We start from the raw sequence: 16,198 nt of genomic DNA, 5'->3' as shown, positions 1-16,198 counted from the left end.
ACACTAAATCAGTAAGTTGGCACCATCACCATGCAGTGGTATCCGAGAGTTTTTTGGCTAACTACGTGGCCTTTATTGACCTCTCCGGGATCCTAATCATTCTCCAATACTTTTTTGCCGCATCTCATTTAGTGCGAGTTTCCGCAAGCGAGATGTTCGGGTAGCTTCCAGAATGAGAGCTTTTTCTCCTTGCTGGCAAACCGATACTACGTGCGCCAGTACTTTGAACCGTTAGTATTGACCATGAGATAGAGCCCTTCGCCATCAGCGAGCTTATAGGCCTTGTCTCTGGGTTTTGCAGTCTCGGCCCGACGTGTATTTAAGGTCATTTTTGGGGACTTTTTTGTTGAACAGGATAAGCCCGCACTTAGACCCCAAACGTTAATTGATTCACGTTGAAATGGGGAGACATCTGTTGACGTCGCATAGTCAGGATAGGGGGTTTTCACTGATTATAAGGGGGTTTTATTGAGTTTGGTAGATGGCAGGAGAGGTATGTATGGTGTCCCCTGCAGGAATCGAACCTGCAACTAGCCCTTAGGAGGGGCTCGTTATATCCATTTAACTAAGGGGACATAGAACTTACTGATTTTTAAGCGTTCAGCTTGTGTTGCATGTTATCCTATCATTCCCCGTACCATCAAGCATTTCATTCCTTTTATTTCCTTTCCGTTCGCATCGATTCGCTTAGAAAATCACTTCGTTCACTTGCCATTGCGTACACATTGAGTACAGAATGCAGAATTTCAGTGTGTACAGGATACAGAGCCGTGGCCCTTAGTGATACCAAACTCCGTAGCATCAATGCTAAGCCATACAGCGGCGCAGCTGAGGTCACAGATGGTGACGGGCTGAGTGTACGCATAACTCCTACAGGCACGATCACATTCCAGTTTCGTTATCGCTGGAACGGTAAGCCCGTTCGCCTCTCCATTGGCCGCTATCCCGCTATGTCTCTCAAGGAGGCGCGCGTAGTCGTCGGTGAGATGCGCGAATTGTACCTCAAGGGGCTTAACCCGAAAAATTATTTTGCCAAAGAAGATGGCGAGCTGACTCTCAAAGAGTGCCTGGATCAGTGGTGGAGCAAGTATGTTGAAACGCTGAAACCTAACACTCAGACGCTGTACAAGTCAGTTGTGTACAACACGATGTACACAGAATTCCCGGACGCTCCGGTAGTTAACATTCCTGTTTCTGCATGGGTGCGTTTCTTTGATAAGCAGGAAAAGAAGAACAGCAAAAAGGCCAGGGTGCTTCTTCTACAACTACGTTCTGTAATGAACTGGTGTATCAGCCGCCAGTTGATCCCATCGTGCGAGGTCCTGAAGCTTAGCGTTAAGACCATTGGCAAAAAACCTGATGTGGGTAGCCGTGTTCTCACGTATACCGAGTTGGCTAAAATCTGGCTGGCGCTGGAGAACAACAAGATCGTTACCTCTAACAAGGTGCTTCATCAGCTGCTTTTGCTTTGGGGAGCCAGGCTATCAGAGCTGCGCCTTGCTACCGCCAGCGAGTTCAATATGGATGATTTGATTTGGACAACTCCATCGGAGCATTCCAAGATGGGGAACGTGATTCGTAGGCCTATTTTCGATCAGGTAAAGCCTTACGTTGATAGGCTGCTAAATGCTGGAAACGATGTTCTGTTTCCCGGCCAGGAACTGGACAAGGCAATAGATCGTTCGTCAGCAAATCTCTACATGAAAAAATTAAGGGATAAAATTGATATACCAGAATGGCGAACGCATGACTTCCGGCGGTCGCTGGTTACCAATTTGTCAGGAGAAGGGGTTATGCCCCATGTGACAGAAAAGATGCTGGGGCATGAACTGGGGGGAGTGATGGCTGTCTACAACAAGCACGATTGGCTGGTGGAACAGAAAGAAGCATATGAACTTTATGCAGATAAAATTTTATGGCATGTTAATGCCCTTAAATAAGGTGAGAGAATGGATAATAATATACGAAAAATAGTGCATGCTTTTCGAAACGCATTAGTTATTGCTGCTGACACCCGTTCATATCAATGTTTTCATATGCACAGATGGTCGGAATTGAATAATTTTCCATATGGATGTTGTGACTTGGCAAGTAACTTTCTTGGAAAATATTTAGAAGAAAATGGTTACGCTCCGGAAATTATATTTGTGAATTGTCCTGATGAAGTAAGTCAATTTATTGGTGCGCATGTATTTGTAAGGTTAGGTGACTATTATATTGATATCACAAGAAATCAATTTAATGATTTTAATGGAAGGGTTTTAATTGAGGATGAATATGGAACGCTAGCAGGTTTAATGAAAAGAATAAAACGAATAGATCCATCAGATGTTATTGAGCGTAAAGTTGATATCAGTGATGCACGCATGCCAGCATATGAATTATACAACTTTATTAAAAGTATTGCAGACGTACTCATGAAAGAGAGTTAATTATTGCATCTTGTTAATAATGGCTGAACCAAATTATGTGGAACAGCCATTAAAATTCATATTATCAACCAATAGGATTAACCCCACCCTCTTCAATCCAGCGTACGACAGCTTTACGACTATAACGGGTTGGGTATGTTAATACAGGCTGAGGAAAACCATGCTCTTTACGCAAACGCCATACAGCTGTTTTTTTCTTCCCCAGTAATTCGAATACTTCTTTCTCTTCCATAAAATCTGTAGAAGTCATAAGCACCTCATTCAAAATTACCGTTAAAAATACATGTCCCGCACCCGCCACGAGCCCCTTCAGTACAAACATCACAGCGGTCTACTTTTTTACGAGGTTGTTCTTTGATGTGCAGCCTTGGTTCCCCGTCTTTCGGCTCCGGCCATTCGCGCTGCTTGTTTACCGCCAGCTTATCGATCATCGCTTGGGTAATCTGCTCATCAGTGATACCGGCACGACGCTGCGCATCCCACAGCAGGAACTGCATATCAGCCCATTCTGACAGGTCGCCGGGCTGTTCAGCGGCTTCCAGTGCTTCTTTGCTGAGATGCTTCAGCGGGCCAACCGGGCCGACATTACCGACAGTTGCCTGTGACCACTCGGCATGCGCACTGCGTACCTGCTCACGTTCCGACGCTGGCTGCGCGTGGCGATAGAGCAGAATAATTCGGCGCTCGTCTGCATGCGGAGTAACAGGGTTAACAGTGAAAAGGTACCCGCAACCACCACGATCAACGTTTCGCAACTCCTGTTCATCTGTCCACGCCACCGGCTCGCTGTCCATTGCGGCCAGCGCCATGCGGGCCAGCTCTTTGCTTTCACCATGCTTCAGGAATCCATCTTCAGCGATTTCCTGCAGGCGCTCTCTGGTAAATTTGCTGGTCATTTAGAAATCTCCGTCGCCTAAACTCAGATATTCACTGGCTGAAACGGCAATCAACTGATTACCCTCAGTGGAACCGCAGTCAGTTGCGCTACCAAGCAGCAAGTTAAAACCACCGGAGGCGGTGTAATAATTCGCGTCAGGGAACTCTTTCTGCACGTCTTTGAGTAACTCCGCCAGGCCTTTTGTGAGGCGCTTAAATCTGCGCTCAGCAGTTGGGCATTTTTCGTTGAGCAGGAAACTGGCCTCGTAATAGTCCCCGGCGTCAATGTGTTCCAGCAATTCGTTAGTATCCATCACTCATCCTCCACCTTGATGCCAGCGAGCCAATTTCTAACCAATTGATATTCGTTATTTCGGAAAGAGCCGTAGGCGTAAATGTACGGCAACCGCAGGTTATGGCCGTTCTGGCGCAGATAGTCTTTGCAGCCATGCTCGGTAAAGCAGGCAGTAACAAACTCATCTACTTCCTGCATCGCGTATCGGTCATATCCGCGGGTATCGCGACCATCCTGATAAAGCGCTTCCAGCCGCTTGGCTCGCAGTTCGCTGACCTCTTCACCATCCCATACCCAGCAAATTCGGCTAGGCGAGTGCTCATCGCTTCCGATAATTTCACGCTTCTGGAAAACGACGAACATGGGCTGATCGGTAATGCGGTTGTCCTGCGTCCTGATAAGCTCACCGATTGTGTAAAGCTCAGCTGGCAGCTTCACGGTGCGGGACTCCAGCTCGGCGATGCGCTGGCGGAGTGCTGCAATATCCATCTCTGCAGCATCGGCATAATGGACGTTTTCATGCTCCAGCGGCGGCAGGTCTGGAGTATTCACGCCAAACAGCGCCGCCAGTGCTCGGTAGTTCTGCTCGCTGTGATAGCGACCTTTGCAGCGAACCAGTTTTTCGGCTGCAGCGAGAATAGCTTCAAGGCCCTCTCTCTCTACTCGAAGGCGCCCAATTGTAAGCATCAAATCCTGATTCTCTTCGTCTCGCTCTTTGGCCGACTGCTGCGCCTTCTCCAGCGCATCTACCAGCGCGAGGACGTCAGGGTCGCTTACATCAACTACTGTGATGCGTGATTCAGCATAGTGGTCATCAGCCAGGCTGCGGCCTTCAGCATAATGACAACCAGTTTCGTCATAGATAGCGCCAGCACAGCCGTAAGTGATGCGACTTGCCGACATGCGCTGAATTGTCATTTCAGAGCCACAAATATGACATTTAGGAACTTCAGTTGGGCGGTAGCGCTGGCGGATTTCTTCCAGTTTTTCAGGTGTCAGTTCGGTGATATCAGTTGTCATGCTGCACGCTCCGCCTTCTGCTTGTTGTATACGGCCCAGCTCAGGGCATCGAGTTTGCGCTGACCGGCTTTGTCGAAGAGGTGAATGCCGTTTTTGCAGGCGTGCTCGGCCTTCACCTGCTCTTCCAGTTGAGCCAGTTGCTCATAGGTGAGCGTTGCCAGCTTCAGGCGGTTCCAGCCGAAGCTAGGGATTCGGTTTGTCATTCTGATGCTCCCTTGCGCAGCGAGTCTGCCAGCCACTGCAAATTCATGATCTGCACGCCGATATTGATGAACTTCTTCTCCAGGTGAGCGATGGCCTTCTCAACTCCGCGCGCCTCGGTCTCTGCAACAATGCGATCGGTGGCGGGGATATCTTTCAGCGCATAACAAACATCGTCAGTGCTGCACGGATCATCCTTTCCGCAAACCTCGCAGAAGTGAACCGAATGACTATGGTCTGTAATGGCGTTCTTCAGCGCCATATTCTCCGCCGCCAGTAGCCGTACCTTTTCACGCAAACCATCAGCGCAGTTATGGTTACCGTTTTTACCGCGATGCCATGAAAAGCCGCAATCACAGTGAAACACGTTCCCGATCTCTTTTATGTTCATGCTGTCCACCATTCAATAAACATGCAGATACCAACGGTTACTACGGCAATCAGCACCCAGCAGATCACATCTAACAGGGCGGCGAGCCGACGCAGGGTGTATTTGCTGTAATTCTCGGGATCAAAATTCATACGGCCTCCCCAAGCACCCAACGGAGTGCGCTTGCATACTCACCCTCGGCAGATTCCAGGGCTTTTGTGATTTCTTTGCGGGTTTTCAGGCGCGGCTTTGCCTCACCGAGGATTTGACGCTGACGCCGGGCTTTTTCATGGCCGGTTGTGCCAGCAGTTGCCGCTTCTATTTCAGAGACCTTCTCCCGCTGCTCTTCGGGTTTAAGAGATGCCAGCTGACGCGCCTGGGTAACGGTTACTGTTCCAGATTCCACCGCTTCCCTGACGGCCTGAGTAGCATCGAGGAGAGAGAGCGTTGCACGCACGGTCTGAACGCTGCAGCCAAACAACACTGCAATGTCGTCCTCATCGAGCCCGCGGTCGAGCTGGTCTGACATTTTTTTAGCCCGGCCAAGCGGTGTATCAGGTCGGCGAATTTCGTTTTCGCTGACCATGTATTTGGCCATCTGATTTGCTGATCCGCGCTTAACGACCCCAGGAACAAGCAGGGGGTCTTTGCCCTCTTTCAAAAGAAGCTTATTTGCCTCCAGGGTATGTTTTACGCGCTGACGGCCAACAACTACGCAGGTGAGCCCTGATTCTGGGTCTTTCCAGACGATAATCGGCTCCAGTACACCCAGCTCCTTGATGTTAAGAACCATCCCTTCGTCGATAGGAAGGTGGACCCGTTCATCGTAAAGCGGGTGAGTTTTGTCGGTGACCAGATGCAGGCTTTCAGGTTCGAACGTTAAAACGTTCGTTTTGCCGCTGGCCCCGTATACAACCTTTGAGTCTTTAGCCATCAGAGAGCCTCCGCATTGCTGGTGGATGCCGTTGCGATATTCTTCAGATCGCGCATTGCTTCCACAACGTGCATATTGCTGCGGGTTTTTGTGTGACGCTCAACAATTCGATCGCATTCTTTTGCCCAGGAAATAACTTCTTCCTTCATAGCGTCACGTTCTTTACATGCCTGACGAAGGGTAATATTCGAGACATCGAGCATTGTTGCCAGCTCTTTAATAAGTTCAGAATTTGCAGCAGGCATTGTTTTAGCTGCCTCAAAAGCAAGTTTAATTAACTGCTGTACTGTTTTTTCCATTTTGTATTTCTCCAACTGACGCGCTGCAACGCGTTTTAGGGTGCAGCAACCCAACCCATGAGAATGGGGTAATTGCTGCTGTTCTAATCAGGCTGCTGGTTTTTGTTCTTCTGGTTCTTTGTAAGACAGAAGGTCGCAAAGCTGGTTAATTACTTTACAGAACTGGAACATGTCCGTACCTGCCTGGTGACGCCAGCGGTAGGCTTTGTCGTCATCATCAGAATAATCATTATCCTTGGTATCGATCCGCCGGAAATGGAACTTATCTGTAAGCAGAAAAGAGACGCCGCAGCCTCTTAATTCCATGTTATCGACGATAAAACCTGTGTTCAGGCTCTCCAGAATTTCACTGGTAACGGAAGTATGTTCCGCAGAGTAGCGAATAACTTCTTTCTGGTCTGCCAGGCGGGATAGCTGGACATAATCACCGACCTCAAACCCGGCAAATGCTGATTCTTCGCCGTCCAGATGGTTTTTAAGGCGCGTTGTCAGGCCGTTTTTGATATCACTGATGTTGATCGTGACTGTTTTTACTGAGCCGATCACTTTAACCAGCATCGCCCCGACTAAATTGGCAATATTTTTATTGGCGGAGTTAATGATCAGCAGATTCTCTTCAGTGTTATACAGGACCAGGATCAGAGACGACTTGATGAATGCCTGTTTGCAGAGCTGAACCTTAGCATCCTGGATAATGTTGTTACGGTCAGCGCGCTTCAGTTTCTGACCACATGCATTTTCGATGCGCTGGATACGCTCATTGGCTTCTTTCATTACGACGTGCTGGGGGATTATTTTCTCATCGCGGCGAACCACGATTGCATAACCGCCAGTAATTGGCGTAACCAGCTCGCCGGTAATCGGATTAGGGACGAAGGAAGCCCGCGCGAACTCCGTTTCTGTAAGTTCAGAGTAGGGCAATTCCTGCAGGTGCCCTTCAACCGCTTCAATACTGGGCAAAGTAGCCCGATAGACAATGGCGTTACGCAACTTTGATAATTTCATTTCTGTGTCCTCTGCAAAGGATTAGTTAGTTATCTCCACACAACGGAAAGAGCACTGAAGCACTGGAAACTCACTTGACTAACACAGTGCTTTTTCCTGTTGTGTGCCGGGCTTCCACCGGCTCCCATCTGTTTTTAAAGCCACTCAGATATCGTCAGGGCTGTGCCGTCTCTTCCGGCTGTCATTCGGGTTGAACTCGCCCGAAACGAGATTGAAGGGTTATAGCCCCTTACGGCATTCACGCCCTATCACGTGTGTCGCGTATGCCACGCCAGCTCCTAACGAGTTTTAACGACCTTTGCCGTTTGCATCATCTTGTCGCCGCTGTTATCGATGCGGAACCGCCACTGTCCAGGACATTTAAAAGGACCGTCTCCAAGTGGTAACTCTTCCAGTCCCGATAAACCTCCTCAGTAGAAGGGGACTTATCGGGAATGAATGTTGTGACACCAGATCGCTAATCTGCTTACTTCCCGCCGCTCTGTTTTGGTATTTGCAACCAGCTGCTGTTGCTCAGTCGATTTCCGGGTCTTTGCGTCGACCGGCGCTGCAGTACGCTTGTACACGCCACAACGAAGAGAGCACTGCCGGTGTCCGAATCGAACGGACCTTTTCCCTGCCCATCACCAGATATAGAACTATCCTGGCGTCTGGAATCGAACCAGACTCTGTGCCTTGCTCGTCAATGCCCTCATCGTTGTGTCCCGGACTCTTCCCGGGCGTCACACCTTTTCGCCGCGCTGGTGGGGCGCACGTCGTGCCTGAAACACTTAGCTTGCACATTCCGGTTATTCTGAGAGGCATGGATAAAGGGACTCTCAGGCCGCTGCGGCACATGTGCCATATGCCGTAATGCTCACTGCCACATCAGAGTATGTAACTACCGGTACTCGTGATGTGATTTAAATGTACCTTTAGTTACTAATATGGTCAAGAGAGCTATGTACTTTTTGTTACCCGTGGATTGAAAAAAAAGCCAGAAGGAGATCTGGCTTTAGAAATGAGTAATTTAAATGTTTTGGGTAATCTGAACCACTTTACCAACAATCCGGCAATTACCATCTATCGGGATGGGTTTAAAGGCAGGGTTAAGTGGCATCAAGTATGCGAAAGGGCTATCCCATACCAACTTTTTAACGGTAGCTTCAGCAGAGCCGTCGAGTATTGCCACTACAATTTTTCCGTAAAGGTCATCCAGTTGACCATAGTGCGGTTCAACAATAACGATCGATCCTTCTGGGATGGATGGCAGACCATGAGGGTTAGTCATAGACTCCCCGCGCACTACCAGTCCGAATGCTTCATTAGAAACGTTTGCAGTGGTTTGCGTCCATGAAATCACATCAGAAAGCCTTGAGCATGCATAAGTATCAGTCCACATCCCAGCTTGAACCGCGGAGATAATAGGAACTGCCGTGGGTGGCTTAAGGAACGGAATAACTTTTGTATCATCCGGCGTTTCCTCACCTCGACCGTAAAGAATCCATTCTGGAGTTGTCTGCAGCGCCACCGCCAGCTGATGGAGATTCTCACCATCAGGTTTAGTAGTGCCGCTCTCCCATTTTGTTACGGAAACACGGCTTACCCCTAAGCGTTTAGCCAGGGTCTGCTGTGTTATGTCGAGCTGGACTCGACGGGATCTTATTCGGTCTTTCATCTCTGTTTTCATGTAACCAATGTTACATTGATTCCTTGTAACTGTTGTTTGCTATTTAATGTACCTTTTGTTACCTTTAAGGCGTAAGTTAACCAGGAGGAACCATGCGTAAATCAGAAGTTATCGAACACTTCGGAGGCGTATCAAAAACCGCAAGTGTTCTTGGTATTTCCCACCCGGCAGTTTGCCGATGGGGTGAAGTCATCCCTCAAAAACAAGCATTCGTCATCGAACGAATTACGAAAGGCAAGCTGAAGTACGACGCCAGCCTTTACCAAAAGGCTACAGATTCAGCCGCTTGAAAGTAACTACAAAAGGAAAATCAATATGGTAGAGCCAAACCTCAAAGAAGCCGTCAAAGCGATGTGCAAAGCATATCCAGGCGGGCGAGAAGCAATGGCTGGCGCACTGGGAATGACGGTGACGCAGTTTAACAACAACCTTTACGAGAAAAACGGCTGTCGTTTCTTCGAAGTCAGCGAGCTGGAAGCGATGGAAGACATTTCCAACACGTCGTTACTGGCTGATTACTTCGCTCGCCGCCGTGGGGCTCTGCTGGTGGATGTTCCGCACCTGGAAGAGCTGGATCGCGTGGACTTGTTCAGCCGGGCAATGCGCACCTCTGCCGCCAGGGGACAGGTTGATCAGATTATCGAACAGGCACTTGAGGATGGGGTAATCGAAAGACATGAAGCTGAAGAAATCATGGTGCATCACCGCCGCCATCTGGCTGCGCGTGAAGAAGAGATCGCGGCAATTATCACGTTGTTTGCCCGCAAAAAGAAGTGACGCCAGCGAGTTGCAGCTCCTGGCGTCGTGGCGTGTCGTTATCAGTGGAGATTACTAACGCATGAACAGTTTATCAACACAGTACCGCAGGTCGCAACTTGTGGCGCGTCCGGTTCCTGGTGGAGCAGGGCCGGTGCAGTTCGTGTATGGGGTAAGAGTACCAGGCGGATTCGAACCTGTCTGCTACCAGTTTGCTCAGTGGGTGGTAGGGGACTTTAACGGCCAGGCGAAGAAAGTATGCGAGAACTTAACCGATGGTTCAGAGATCACTACGGTGTCCCGGTCAGGGTCATACGCTGGGAGCCTCAGACACAGCGCGTTATATACCTGCGTAAAGGGTACGAGCATGAATGCTTTAGCCCCCTTGAGCAGTTCAGACGTAAATTCAGAGAAATAAAGGACGATCATGAGCACTAAATTAACAGGATACGTCTGGGACGCTTGTGCATCTTCGGGGATGAAGCTATCCAGCGTGGCAATCATGGCGCGCCTGGCTGACTTCAGCAACGATGAGGGTGTTTGCTGGCCTTCTATTGCGACCATATCCCGTCAGATTGGCGCTGGTGAAAGTACTGTCAGAAAGGCGATAGCTGCACTTGAGAAAGAGGGGTGGCTCACTCGCACACAGCGCCGCAACGGCAACCGTAATGCATCGAACGTCTACCAGCTCAACGTTTCCAAACTACAGAAAGCGGCATTTTCTCACCTGTCAGTTTCTGACACATCAAAATCTGACACGTCAAAATCTGATGCGTCAAAATCTGATGCGTCAAAAATTGACCCCTCAAAATTTGAGGCGTCGGAATCCATCAAAAAAACCAGTTTTGACCCGTCAGAATCTGGTGGGGATCCGTCAGTAAAATCAACTACTGATCCATCAGATATAAATCCTTCTTGTCCGGACGCTTCGCAACCGGACGAACAGGGCTCTGCTGATGAATTTCTGTCACGACATCCTGACGCGGTGGTGTACAGCGCGGCAAAGCGGCAGTGGGGCAGCCAGGACGATTTAACCTGCGCCGAGTTCATTTGGGGAAAAATTATCAGCATGTACGAACTGGCGGCTGAAAGTGATGGTGAGGTAGTTCGCCCTAAAGAACCAAACTGGACCGCATGGGCGAATGAGGTTCGCCTGATGGTGATGCAGGACGGGAGAACCCATAAGCAAATTTGCTCACTGTTCAAGCGCGCCAACAAAGATTCGTTCTGGTGTAAAAACGTACTCAGCCCGTCGAAGCTTCGGGAAAAATGGGATGAGCTGTCGTTAAAACTATCTGCTCCACTCAATAGCTCCCGCCAGGAGTCGTCCATTTCGCGAGCCAGCTTCGATGGGGTTGATTACTCATTGCCAGAAAACTCGGGGTTCCGCACATGAGCAAGCCATTTCTGAAATGGGCTGGTGGAAAGTATACCCAGCTGGCTGACCTGTTCGTGCATATCCCGGCAGGGAAACGCCTGATAGAGCCATTCGTTGGCGGTGGGTCGGTATTCCTGAACAGCGAAAAGCACGCAGATTACCTGCTGGCGGACGTTAACCCGGACCTGATTAATCTGTATCAGATGTTAGCGGTAGTGCCGGATGAAGTGGAATTAAAGGCCCGCTGGATGTTTGAGCACATGCGGTCACCAGATGGCTATGAGCTGATCCGTTCCGAGTTCAACGCACAGACGCTGGATGCTACTGAGCGCGCAGCTGCATTCCTGTATCTCAACCGGCATTGCTTCAATGGCCTGATGCGCTACAACCAGGCGAACAAGTTCAATGTGGGCTGGGGAGGCTACAAGGCCCCGTATTACCCGATGGATGAGATGAAAGCCTTCGCGGGTATGGCGCATAACTGCGTATTCATGACCGCTGATTACCGCCGGACAATCAGCCTGGCCGGTAAAGGGGATGTGGTTTACTGCGATCCGCCTTACGAACCGATGCCGGGAACAACCGGATTCACCGCCTACGCCGCTGGTGGTTTTAGCTGGGATAACCAGGTGGACCTGGCGAAGCAATGTGTATCTGCCTTTCACCGTGGCGCTCGGGTAGTGATTTCTAACTCATCTGCACCGAAGGTTCTCGACCTGTACCGGGAGCATGGTTTTAACCTGGAATTCATCAAAGCGCGCCGTTCGATCTCCTGCAAAAGCAGTACGCGGGAAGTCGCAAAAGACGTTGTAGCGATCCTTTAAGGGGGCTAAATGAAACTGACTTTACCATTTCCACCAAGCGTAAATAGTTACTGGCGCGCCCCGAGCAAGGGACCGCTGAAAGGCAGGCATCTGGTAAGCGAGACAGGTCGCAAGTTCCAGCAGGCAGCGAGAGCGGCGATTATTGAGCAACTGCGAGCCGTTCCCCGGCCATCCTCTGATCTGGCTGAGGTTCACATTGTGTTGTATCCGCCGGATCAGCGCCGTCGGGATATCGATAACTACAACAAAGCGCTGTTCGATGCCCTGACTCTAACAGGCGTCTGGGAAGACGACAGTCAGGTTAAGCGCATGCTGGTGGAGTGGGGGAACATCGTGAAGAAAGGGAAAGTAGAAATCACTATCCGTCGTTTTCGTGCAGCTGCCTGACGTGGAGATGAAATGAGAGCACTACTAACCCCTGAGATTGCCCCACGCATGGGCGTTGTTCTGCTTCGCCCAGGTGCTGATCTCATGCCGATGTTCAGGAGAGGGCGGGTACTGATTGAGCCTGCACCGGAAAAATACAGCGACTACGCAACTGGCGCTATCCCTCCCGCCACGCAGCCACTGGCAGGAGATCCGGTTTTGAAGCCAGTATTCGAAAACAAAGACGTCATTCTGCGCGCGGGTGGTATCAGCTCGCTGGAAGCCGAGCTGGAGCGTCGTTTTGAATGCCAGTATCCCCACGGCTCATGGCACAGCGAAAATTTTACGCTGTTCCGACATGAGCCTGGCAGCATCCGCCTTTGCTGGGCCTGCGATAACCTGGTGCGTGATCAGTACACAGAGACGCTGGCAGGCATTGCGCGTGAGAACCTGGTATCCTGGCTGATAACGGTCATCCGCTCACAGCTGGGGTTCAACGAAGACCATCAACTGACGATCCCCGAGTTGTGCTGGTGGCTGGTGATAAACAATCTGGCACACGTCATCCCTGAATCGCTGGCCCGGAAAGCCCTGCGATTGCCGGAAATAAAGCATCAACCGGTGATGAAGGAGAGCGATATTGTGCCGGAGCCAGCGGCGAGCGAAGTGGTGCAGAAAAAGATTCTCGGTCTTCGCGTAGATCCTGAAACGCCGGAATCATTCATGCTGCGACCAAAGCGCCGCCGCTGGGTAAACGAGAGCTGGACGCGCTGGGTTAAGTCCCAGCAGTGTGTCTGCTGTAACAAACAAGCAGATGATCCCCATCACCTGATAGGCCACGGACAAGGTGGAATGGGAACAAAAGCGCACGATTTGTTTGTGTTGCCGCTTTGCAGAGCGCATCACGACGAGTTGCACGCTGACACCGTGGCATTTGAGGAGAAGCACGGCTCACAGCTGGAGCTGCTGTTTCGATTTCTGGATCGTTCGCTGGCAATTGGCGTGCTGGCATAGTGGAGAACGCATAATGATTAACCCGTCCGAGGTTGGAAAAGCTGGTGAAATGGTCAGGCTGAAAACGCTTGAGGCCATCTGGATTCAAGGGAAGCTGCGTATGTGGGGCCGCTGGTCCTACATCGGCGGCGGTAGTGGTGGAAATATGTTCAATCAGCTGTTGGCGTCAGGGAAGATAACGAAGACCGCTATAAACGATGCTTTGCGCCGTATGAAAAAATCAGGCATTACCAAGCCAGAGCTTGAGGCGTTTTTTCGTGAAATACTCGCGGGGAAAAACAAAAGCGGCCTGGCCTTCTGTACAGACGATGAAGGACTGCTGATTGATAAGGTACTGGGGGCAGTCCTTATTACGGGTGGTCACAAAGAGCTGTATCACCTGCTGGTGGAGCATTACCGGTTACGGAAGAGCAAACGCCGCATAGCGGAAGAGCTTTATGAAAAGCATCCAGAGTGGTGTTTTATGACCTGCAGGCGAAGAGTTGATGCATGGATAAGTTTAGCAGAATCGATGCTATACGCACCAATGTGTGACGCATTCGGCACAAATGGCGACAGATTTTACTTGCAAAGTGAGCCAGAAACTGCTTGAATTGTGATAGGCTCGGGGACGTTAAAGCGAACTGAGCAGCAAAACAAAACATAAACCCGCCACCTGTGCGGGTTTTTTGGATTAAGAATGCTTGATCTCATAATTTATACATACAGGAAGTTAGTCGAGCATTTCGCAGCAATGACAACCCTTGTCTTTGTTGCAACGATTATCAAAATTACCTTCCCATTGGTTGCTTACTTGATAAATCGGATATTCGAATATCGGTCTTATAAGCGCTGGCTTAAGATTCCTGGAATTACAGAAGAGCAAGCCAGAACTAAAGCAAGAAATATTTGGCGACCTAAAGCAAAATTGCCAAAATGGTTGCTAAAGCTAAAAAAAATAATATTTACCACAAAGAATAACTAAAGGGCCGCAGATGCGGCCTTTTTTCATTTCAGGCCCACGGGAATCATCTTCGATACAGAGCGTTGTTAAACCAGCCCGATGGGCCTGCCCCCCTTTTATTCACACAGCACCCCGTTAAACCGGAGGTGGAGACTATGAAAATGCCAAATAACCCGAGTAACTGGCCTGATCTGCTGGAGTTGCTGCAGAGCTGGTGGCGCGGAGATACGCCGCTGGGGGCAGTTCTGCTCTCAGTTGTTATGGCGGGTCTTCGAATCGCTTATAGCGGTGGCGGCTGGAAAAAGATGCTTCTTGAGGGGCTTCTGTGTGGGGCGCTAACGCTTACATTCGCATCGGCGCTTGAATACTTAGACTTCCCCAAATCTCTCTCAATCACCATTGGCGGTGGGGTGGGGTTCGTTGGCGTAGATGCCATAAGGGCGTTTGTAATGAAATATCTTGGCGGCCGATTCGGTATCGGTGGCGGCGATAACAAGGCTTAACCATGACAGCAGATCAAATTATCGAGGGGATCCTCGGCAAAGAGGGTGGTTATGTCGATCACCCCTCTGATAAAGGCGGGCCGACCCGCTGGGGCATCACGCAGACCATAGCTCGCGCACATGGCTACACCGGTGATATGCGGGACCTGCCCAGGGAAACAGCAAAGCAAATCCTGCTGAGCGATTACTGGACCGGCCCCCGGTTTGACCAGGTGGCAGCTCTATCTACGTTACTGGCAGATGAGCTTTGCGACACTGGCGTGAACATGGGGCCATCGGTTGCCAGTAAGTTTTTCCAGCGCTGGCTGACGGCAATGAATATGCGCGGGAAGCTTTATCCCGATCTTATCCCGGATGGAGCCATTGGCCCCCGAACCATCACCGCGCTTAAGGGATATCTTTCCGCCCGCGGGAAAGAGGGTGAACAGGTTCTGTTGCGTGCGCTGAACTGCAGCCAGGGTGTCAGATATCTCGAACTAGCTGAGGGCCGCGAAGCCAACGAGGATTTTCTCTACGGCTGGGTTAAGGAGCGTGTCCTGTGAAGATGATCATTTTCGCTTTGCTCGTGCTGGTGGCTGTGCTCGTTCTGTTACTTCTGCGCAAATATACCCGGCTGGAGTTCGTAGGCCATGCCAGCCTGCTGCTGAAAACTTGGTCTGTAAAGCTGGGAGCTATCGGCGCGCTGGTTGGTGTATGGGCGCAGTCGTTCCCGGATGCTGCGCTGCACGCCTGGGCGATGCTGCCACCGGATATCAAAAGTATCCTGCCGCCAAACATCGTTGCGTTGATTAGTCCTGCGCTGGTGGTGCTGGCCGTGCTATCGCAGTACGTACGCCAGCCAGCATTGAAAGAAAAGGCCGACGAACTGAAGGAGCCGCAGCAATGAGCTTTGAAATTATCGCGGGGCTGGTGGTTGTCATCCTGGGTGCTATTGCTGGCGCGTTTGGCATTGGTCACGCTCGCGGTACCAGTAAGGCGGAAGCCAAAGCCGATCAGCAGCGTATCGAAGAGAACGCTGCCGCCACAGTCGCCGCGGCAGAACGGAAAGCAGAAGTTACCCAGGAGGCCAGCGATGTACAGCAGACTGTTAGCCATATGCCTGATGACGATGTTGATCGGGAGCTGCGTGAGCACTTCACCCGCCCCGGTAGTCGTTGATACCACCTGCTACTGGATTCGCATTATCTACCTGACCGACCACGATATCGACGTGCTGGATAAGCAGACCAAGCGCGACATTCTGGCGCACAACAAATCAGTGCTGGCGAACTGCCCGCAATCAACAGAAAAGGCAACGAAATGAGAGAAACTAA

Annotated in this window: 25 protein-coding genes, 1 tRNA gene and 2 pseudogenes; 15 read left to right on the top strand and 13 right to left on the bottom strand. The window is 50.4% G+C overall.

Features of this window, described 5'->3' with window-relative positions:
• Positions 1-127: 127 nt before the first annotated feature.
• A pseudogene (locus tag HMPREF3140_RS29260) lies at positions 128-329 on the bottom strand (Arm DNA-binding domain-containing protein); the annotation flags it as partial.
• A 171-nt stretch (positions 330-500) separates the two neighbouring features.
• Positions 501-575: transfer RNA gene (locus HMPREF3140_RS10100), tRNA-Arg, on the bottom strand.
• 195 nt (positions 576-770) lie between these two features.
• Between HMPREF3140_RS10100 and HMPREF3140_RS10095 the strand changes: the two genes are divergently transcribed.
• Complete coding sequence (locus HMPREF3140_RS10095; protein ID WP_032412096.1) at positions 771-1,940, top strand: tyrosine-type recombinase/integrase; 1,170 nt, start codon at positions 771-773, stop codon at positions 1,938-1,940.
• 9 nt (positions 1,941-1,949) lie between these two features.
• Complete coding sequence (locus HMPREF3140_RS28295; RefSeq protein WP_071993203.1) at positions 1,950-2,432, top strand: hypothetical protein; 483 nt, start codon at positions 1,950-1,952, stop codon at positions 2,430-2,432.
• Positions 2,433-2,496: 64 nt separating this feature from the next.
• Here HMPREF3140_RS28295 and HMPREF3140_RS27235 read toward each other — a convergent pair whose 3' ends face one another.
• The 11 genes and pseudogenes from HMPREF3140_RS27235 to HMPREF3140_RS10050 form a co-directional block, all read right to left on the bottom strand.
• Entirely contained in the window at positions 2,497-2,682 is a 186-nt protein-coding gene (locus tag HMPREF3140_RS27235) for a helix-turn-helix transcriptional regulator (protein WP_077253737.1), read from the bottom strand.
• Between the two features lie 94 nt (positions 2,683-2,776).
• Positions 2,777-3,100, bottom strand: a pseudogene (locus HMPREF3140_RS29630) (DUF550 domain-containing protein); the annotation flags it as partial.
• 228 nt (positions 3,101-3,328) lie between these two features.
• Positions 3,329-3,622 carry a hypothetical protein gene (locus tag HMPREF3140_RS10085; RefSeq protein WP_032412090.1) on the bottom strand — a complete coding sequence of 98 codons (294 nt, stop codon included), beginning with the start codon at positions 3,620-3,622 and terminating at the stop codon, positions 3,329-3,331.
• A complete protein-coding gene (locus HMPREF3140_RS10080) occupies positions 3,622-4,623 on the bottom strand; it encodes an ead/Ea22-like family protein (protein WP_050594849.1) in 1,002 nt (333 codons plus the stop codon). Before HMPREF3140_RS10080 ends, HMPREF3140_RS10085 begins: the two co-directional genes overlap by 1 nt.
• Complete coding sequence (locus HMPREF3140_RS10075; protein ID WP_032412086.1) at positions 4,620-4,826, bottom strand: hypothetical protein; 207 nt, start codon at positions 4,824-4,826, stop codon at positions 4,620-4,622. The genes HMPREF3140_RS10080 and HMPREF3140_RS10075 overlap by 4 nt, the downstream gene beginning before the upstream one ends.
• Entirely contained in the window at positions 4,823-5,215 is a 393-nt protein-coding gene (locus tag HMPREF3140_RS10070) for a hypothetical protein (protein ID WP_032412082.1), read from the bottom strand. The genes HMPREF3140_RS10075 and HMPREF3140_RS10070 overlap by 4 nt, the downstream gene beginning before the upstream one ends.
• Complete coding sequence (locus HMPREF3140_RS29500) at positions 5,212-5,346, bottom strand: hypothetical protein (protein WP_256781967.1); 135 nt, start codon at positions 5,344-5,346, stop codon at positions 5,212-5,214. The genes HMPREF3140_RS10070 and HMPREF3140_RS29500 overlap by 4 nt, the downstream gene beginning before the upstream one ends.
• A complete protein-coding gene (locus HMPREF3140_RS10065; protein WP_032412080.1) occupies positions 5,343-6,128 on the bottom strand; it encodes a ParB/RepB/Spo0J family partition protein in 786 nt (261 codons plus the stop codon). Before HMPREF3140_RS10065 ends, HMPREF3140_RS29500 begins: the two co-directional genes overlap by 4 nt.
• Complete coding sequence (locus HMPREF3140_RS10060) at positions 6,128-6,427, bottom strand: hypothetical protein (protein ID WP_032412078.1); 300 nt, start codon at positions 6,425-6,427, stop codon at positions 6,128-6,130. The genes HMPREF3140_RS10065 and HMPREF3140_RS10060 overlap by 1 nt, the downstream gene beginning before the upstream one ends.
• An 87-nt stretch (positions 6,428-6,514) precedes the next feature.
• On the bottom strand, positions 6,515-7,432 hold the full coding sequence (gene rdgC / locus HMPREF3140_RS10055) for a recombination-associated protein RdgC (protein ID WP_032412076.1): 918 nt from the start codon (positions 7,430-7,432) through the stop codon (positions 6,515-6,517).
• A gap of 1,009 nt (positions 7,433-8,441) precedes the next feature.
• Complete coding sequence (locus HMPREF3140_RS10050; RefSeq protein ID WP_016530207.1) at positions 8,442-9,101, bottom strand: LexA family protein; 660 nt, start codon at positions 9,099-9,101, stop codon at positions 8,442-8,444.
• Positions 9,102-9,193: 92 nt separating this feature from the next.
• On the opposite strand from HMPREF3140_RS10050, the gene HMPREF3140_RS10045 reads away from it, so the two are divergent.
• The 13 genes from HMPREF3140_RS10045 to HMPREF3140_RS09980 all read left to right on the top strand — a co-directional run bounded on the left by HMPREF3140_RS10045 (position 9,194) and on the right by HMPREF3140_RS09980 (position 16,188).
• The gene (locus tag HMPREF3140_RS10045; RefSeq protein ID WP_016530206.1) at positions 9,194-9,391 is read left to right on the top strand and encodes a Cro/CI family transcriptional regulator; all 198 of its coding nucleotides are present in this window, start codon (positions 9,194-9,196) and stop codon (positions 9,389-9,391) included.
• Positions 9,392-9,416: 25 nt separating this feature from the next.
• Positions 9,417-9,878 (top strand): YmfL family putative regulatory protein, encoded by a 462-nt coding sequence (locus tag HMPREF3140_RS10040; RefSeq protein ID WP_000230161.1) that lies wholly within the window; start codon positions 9,417-9,419, stop codon positions 9,876-9,878.
• A 237-nt stretch (positions 9,879-10,115) separates the two neighbouring features.
• Positions 10,116-10,295, top strand: a complete 180-nt coding sequence (locus HMPREF3140_RS27220) for a DUF4222 domain-containing protein (RefSeq protein WP_004184738.1) — start codon at positions 10,116-10,118, stop codon at positions 10,293-10,295.
• Positions 10,285-11,253, top strand: a complete 969-nt coding sequence (locus HMPREF3140_RS10030) for a helix-turn-helix domain-containing protein (protein WP_032412072.1) — start codon at positions 10,285-10,287, stop codon at positions 11,251-11,253. The genes HMPREF3140_RS27220 and HMPREF3140_RS10030 overlap by 11 nt, the downstream gene beginning before the upstream one ends.
• The gene (locus tag HMPREF3140_RS10025; RefSeq protein ID WP_032412071.1) at positions 11,250-12,059 is read left to right on the top strand and encodes a DNA adenine methylase; all 810 of its coding nucleotides are present in this window, start codon (positions 11,250-11,252) and stop codon (positions 12,057-12,059) included. Before HMPREF3140_RS10030 ends, HMPREF3140_RS10025 begins: the two co-directional genes overlap by 4 nt.
• A 9-nt stretch (positions 12,060-12,068) precedes the next feature.
• On the top strand, positions 12,069-12,446 hold the full coding sequence (locus HMPREF3140_RS10020; protein WP_000779146.1) for a RusA family crossover junction endodeoxyribonuclease: 378 nt from the start codon (positions 12,069-12,071) through the stop codon (positions 12,444-12,446).
• Positions 12,447-12,458: 12 nt separating this feature from the next.
• Complete coding sequence (locus tag HMPREF3140_RS10015; protein WP_070552974.1) at positions 12,459-13,439, top strand: DUF968 domain-containing protein; 981 nt, start codon at positions 12,459-12,461, stop codon at positions 13,437-13,439.
• Between the two features lie 13 nt (positions 13,440-13,452).
• The gene (locus HMPREF3140_RS10010) at positions 13,453-14,031 is read left to right on the top strand and encodes a DUF1133 family protein (RefSeq protein ID WP_070552973.1); all 579 of its coding nucleotides are present in this window, start codon (positions 13,453-13,455) and stop codon (positions 14,029-14,031) included.
• A 506-nt stretch (positions 14,032-14,537) separates the two neighbouring features.
• A complete protein-coding gene (locus HMPREF3140_RS10000; protein ID WP_064164640.1) occupies positions 14,538-14,885 on the top strand; it encodes a phage holin, lambda family in 348 nt (115 codons plus the stop codon).
• A gap of 2 nt (positions 14,886-14,887) precedes the next feature.
• Positions 14,888-15,427: a glycoside hydrolase family 108 protein gene (locus HMPREF3140_RS09995; protein WP_070552971.1), complete on the top strand. Its 540-nt coding sequence runs from the start codon at positions 14,888-14,890 to the stop codon at positions 15,425-15,427.
• Positions 15,424-15,771 carry a DUF7940 domain-containing protein gene (locus tag HMPREF3140_RS09990; RefSeq protein ID WP_029602869.1) on the top strand — a complete coding sequence of 116 codons (348 nt, stop codon included), beginning with the start codon at positions 15,424-15,426 and terminating at the stop codon, positions 15,769-15,771. The genes HMPREF3140_RS09995 and HMPREF3140_RS09990 overlap by 4 nt, the downstream gene beginning before the upstream one ends.
• Positions 15,768-16,043: a hypothetical protein gene (locus tag HMPREF3140_RS09985; RefSeq protein ID WP_070552970.1), complete on the top strand. Its 276-nt coding sequence runs from the start codon at positions 15,768-15,770 to the stop codon at positions 16,041-16,043. The genes HMPREF3140_RS09990 and HMPREF3140_RS09985 overlap by 4 nt, the downstream gene beginning before the upstream one ends.
• Positions 15,994-16,188, top strand: a complete 195-nt coding sequence (locus HMPREF3140_RS09980) for a hypothetical protein (RefSeq protein WP_070552969.1) — start codon at positions 15,994-15,996, stop codon at positions 16,186-16,188. The genes HMPREF3140_RS09985 and HMPREF3140_RS09980 overlap by 50 nt, the downstream gene beginning before the upstream one ends.
• The last annotated feature ends 10 nt before the right edge of the window (positions 16,189-16,198 follow it).

The organism is Klebsiella sp. HMSC16A12 (assembly GCF_001808265.1).
GTDB classification, from domain to species: domain Bacteria; phylum Pseudomonadota; class Gammaproteobacteria; order Enterobacterales; family Enterobacteriaceae; genus Klebsiella; species Klebsiella pneumoniae.
Note: the sequence above shows the minus strand (reverse complement) of the source record. Positions and strands in the feature narration are given on the sequence as shown.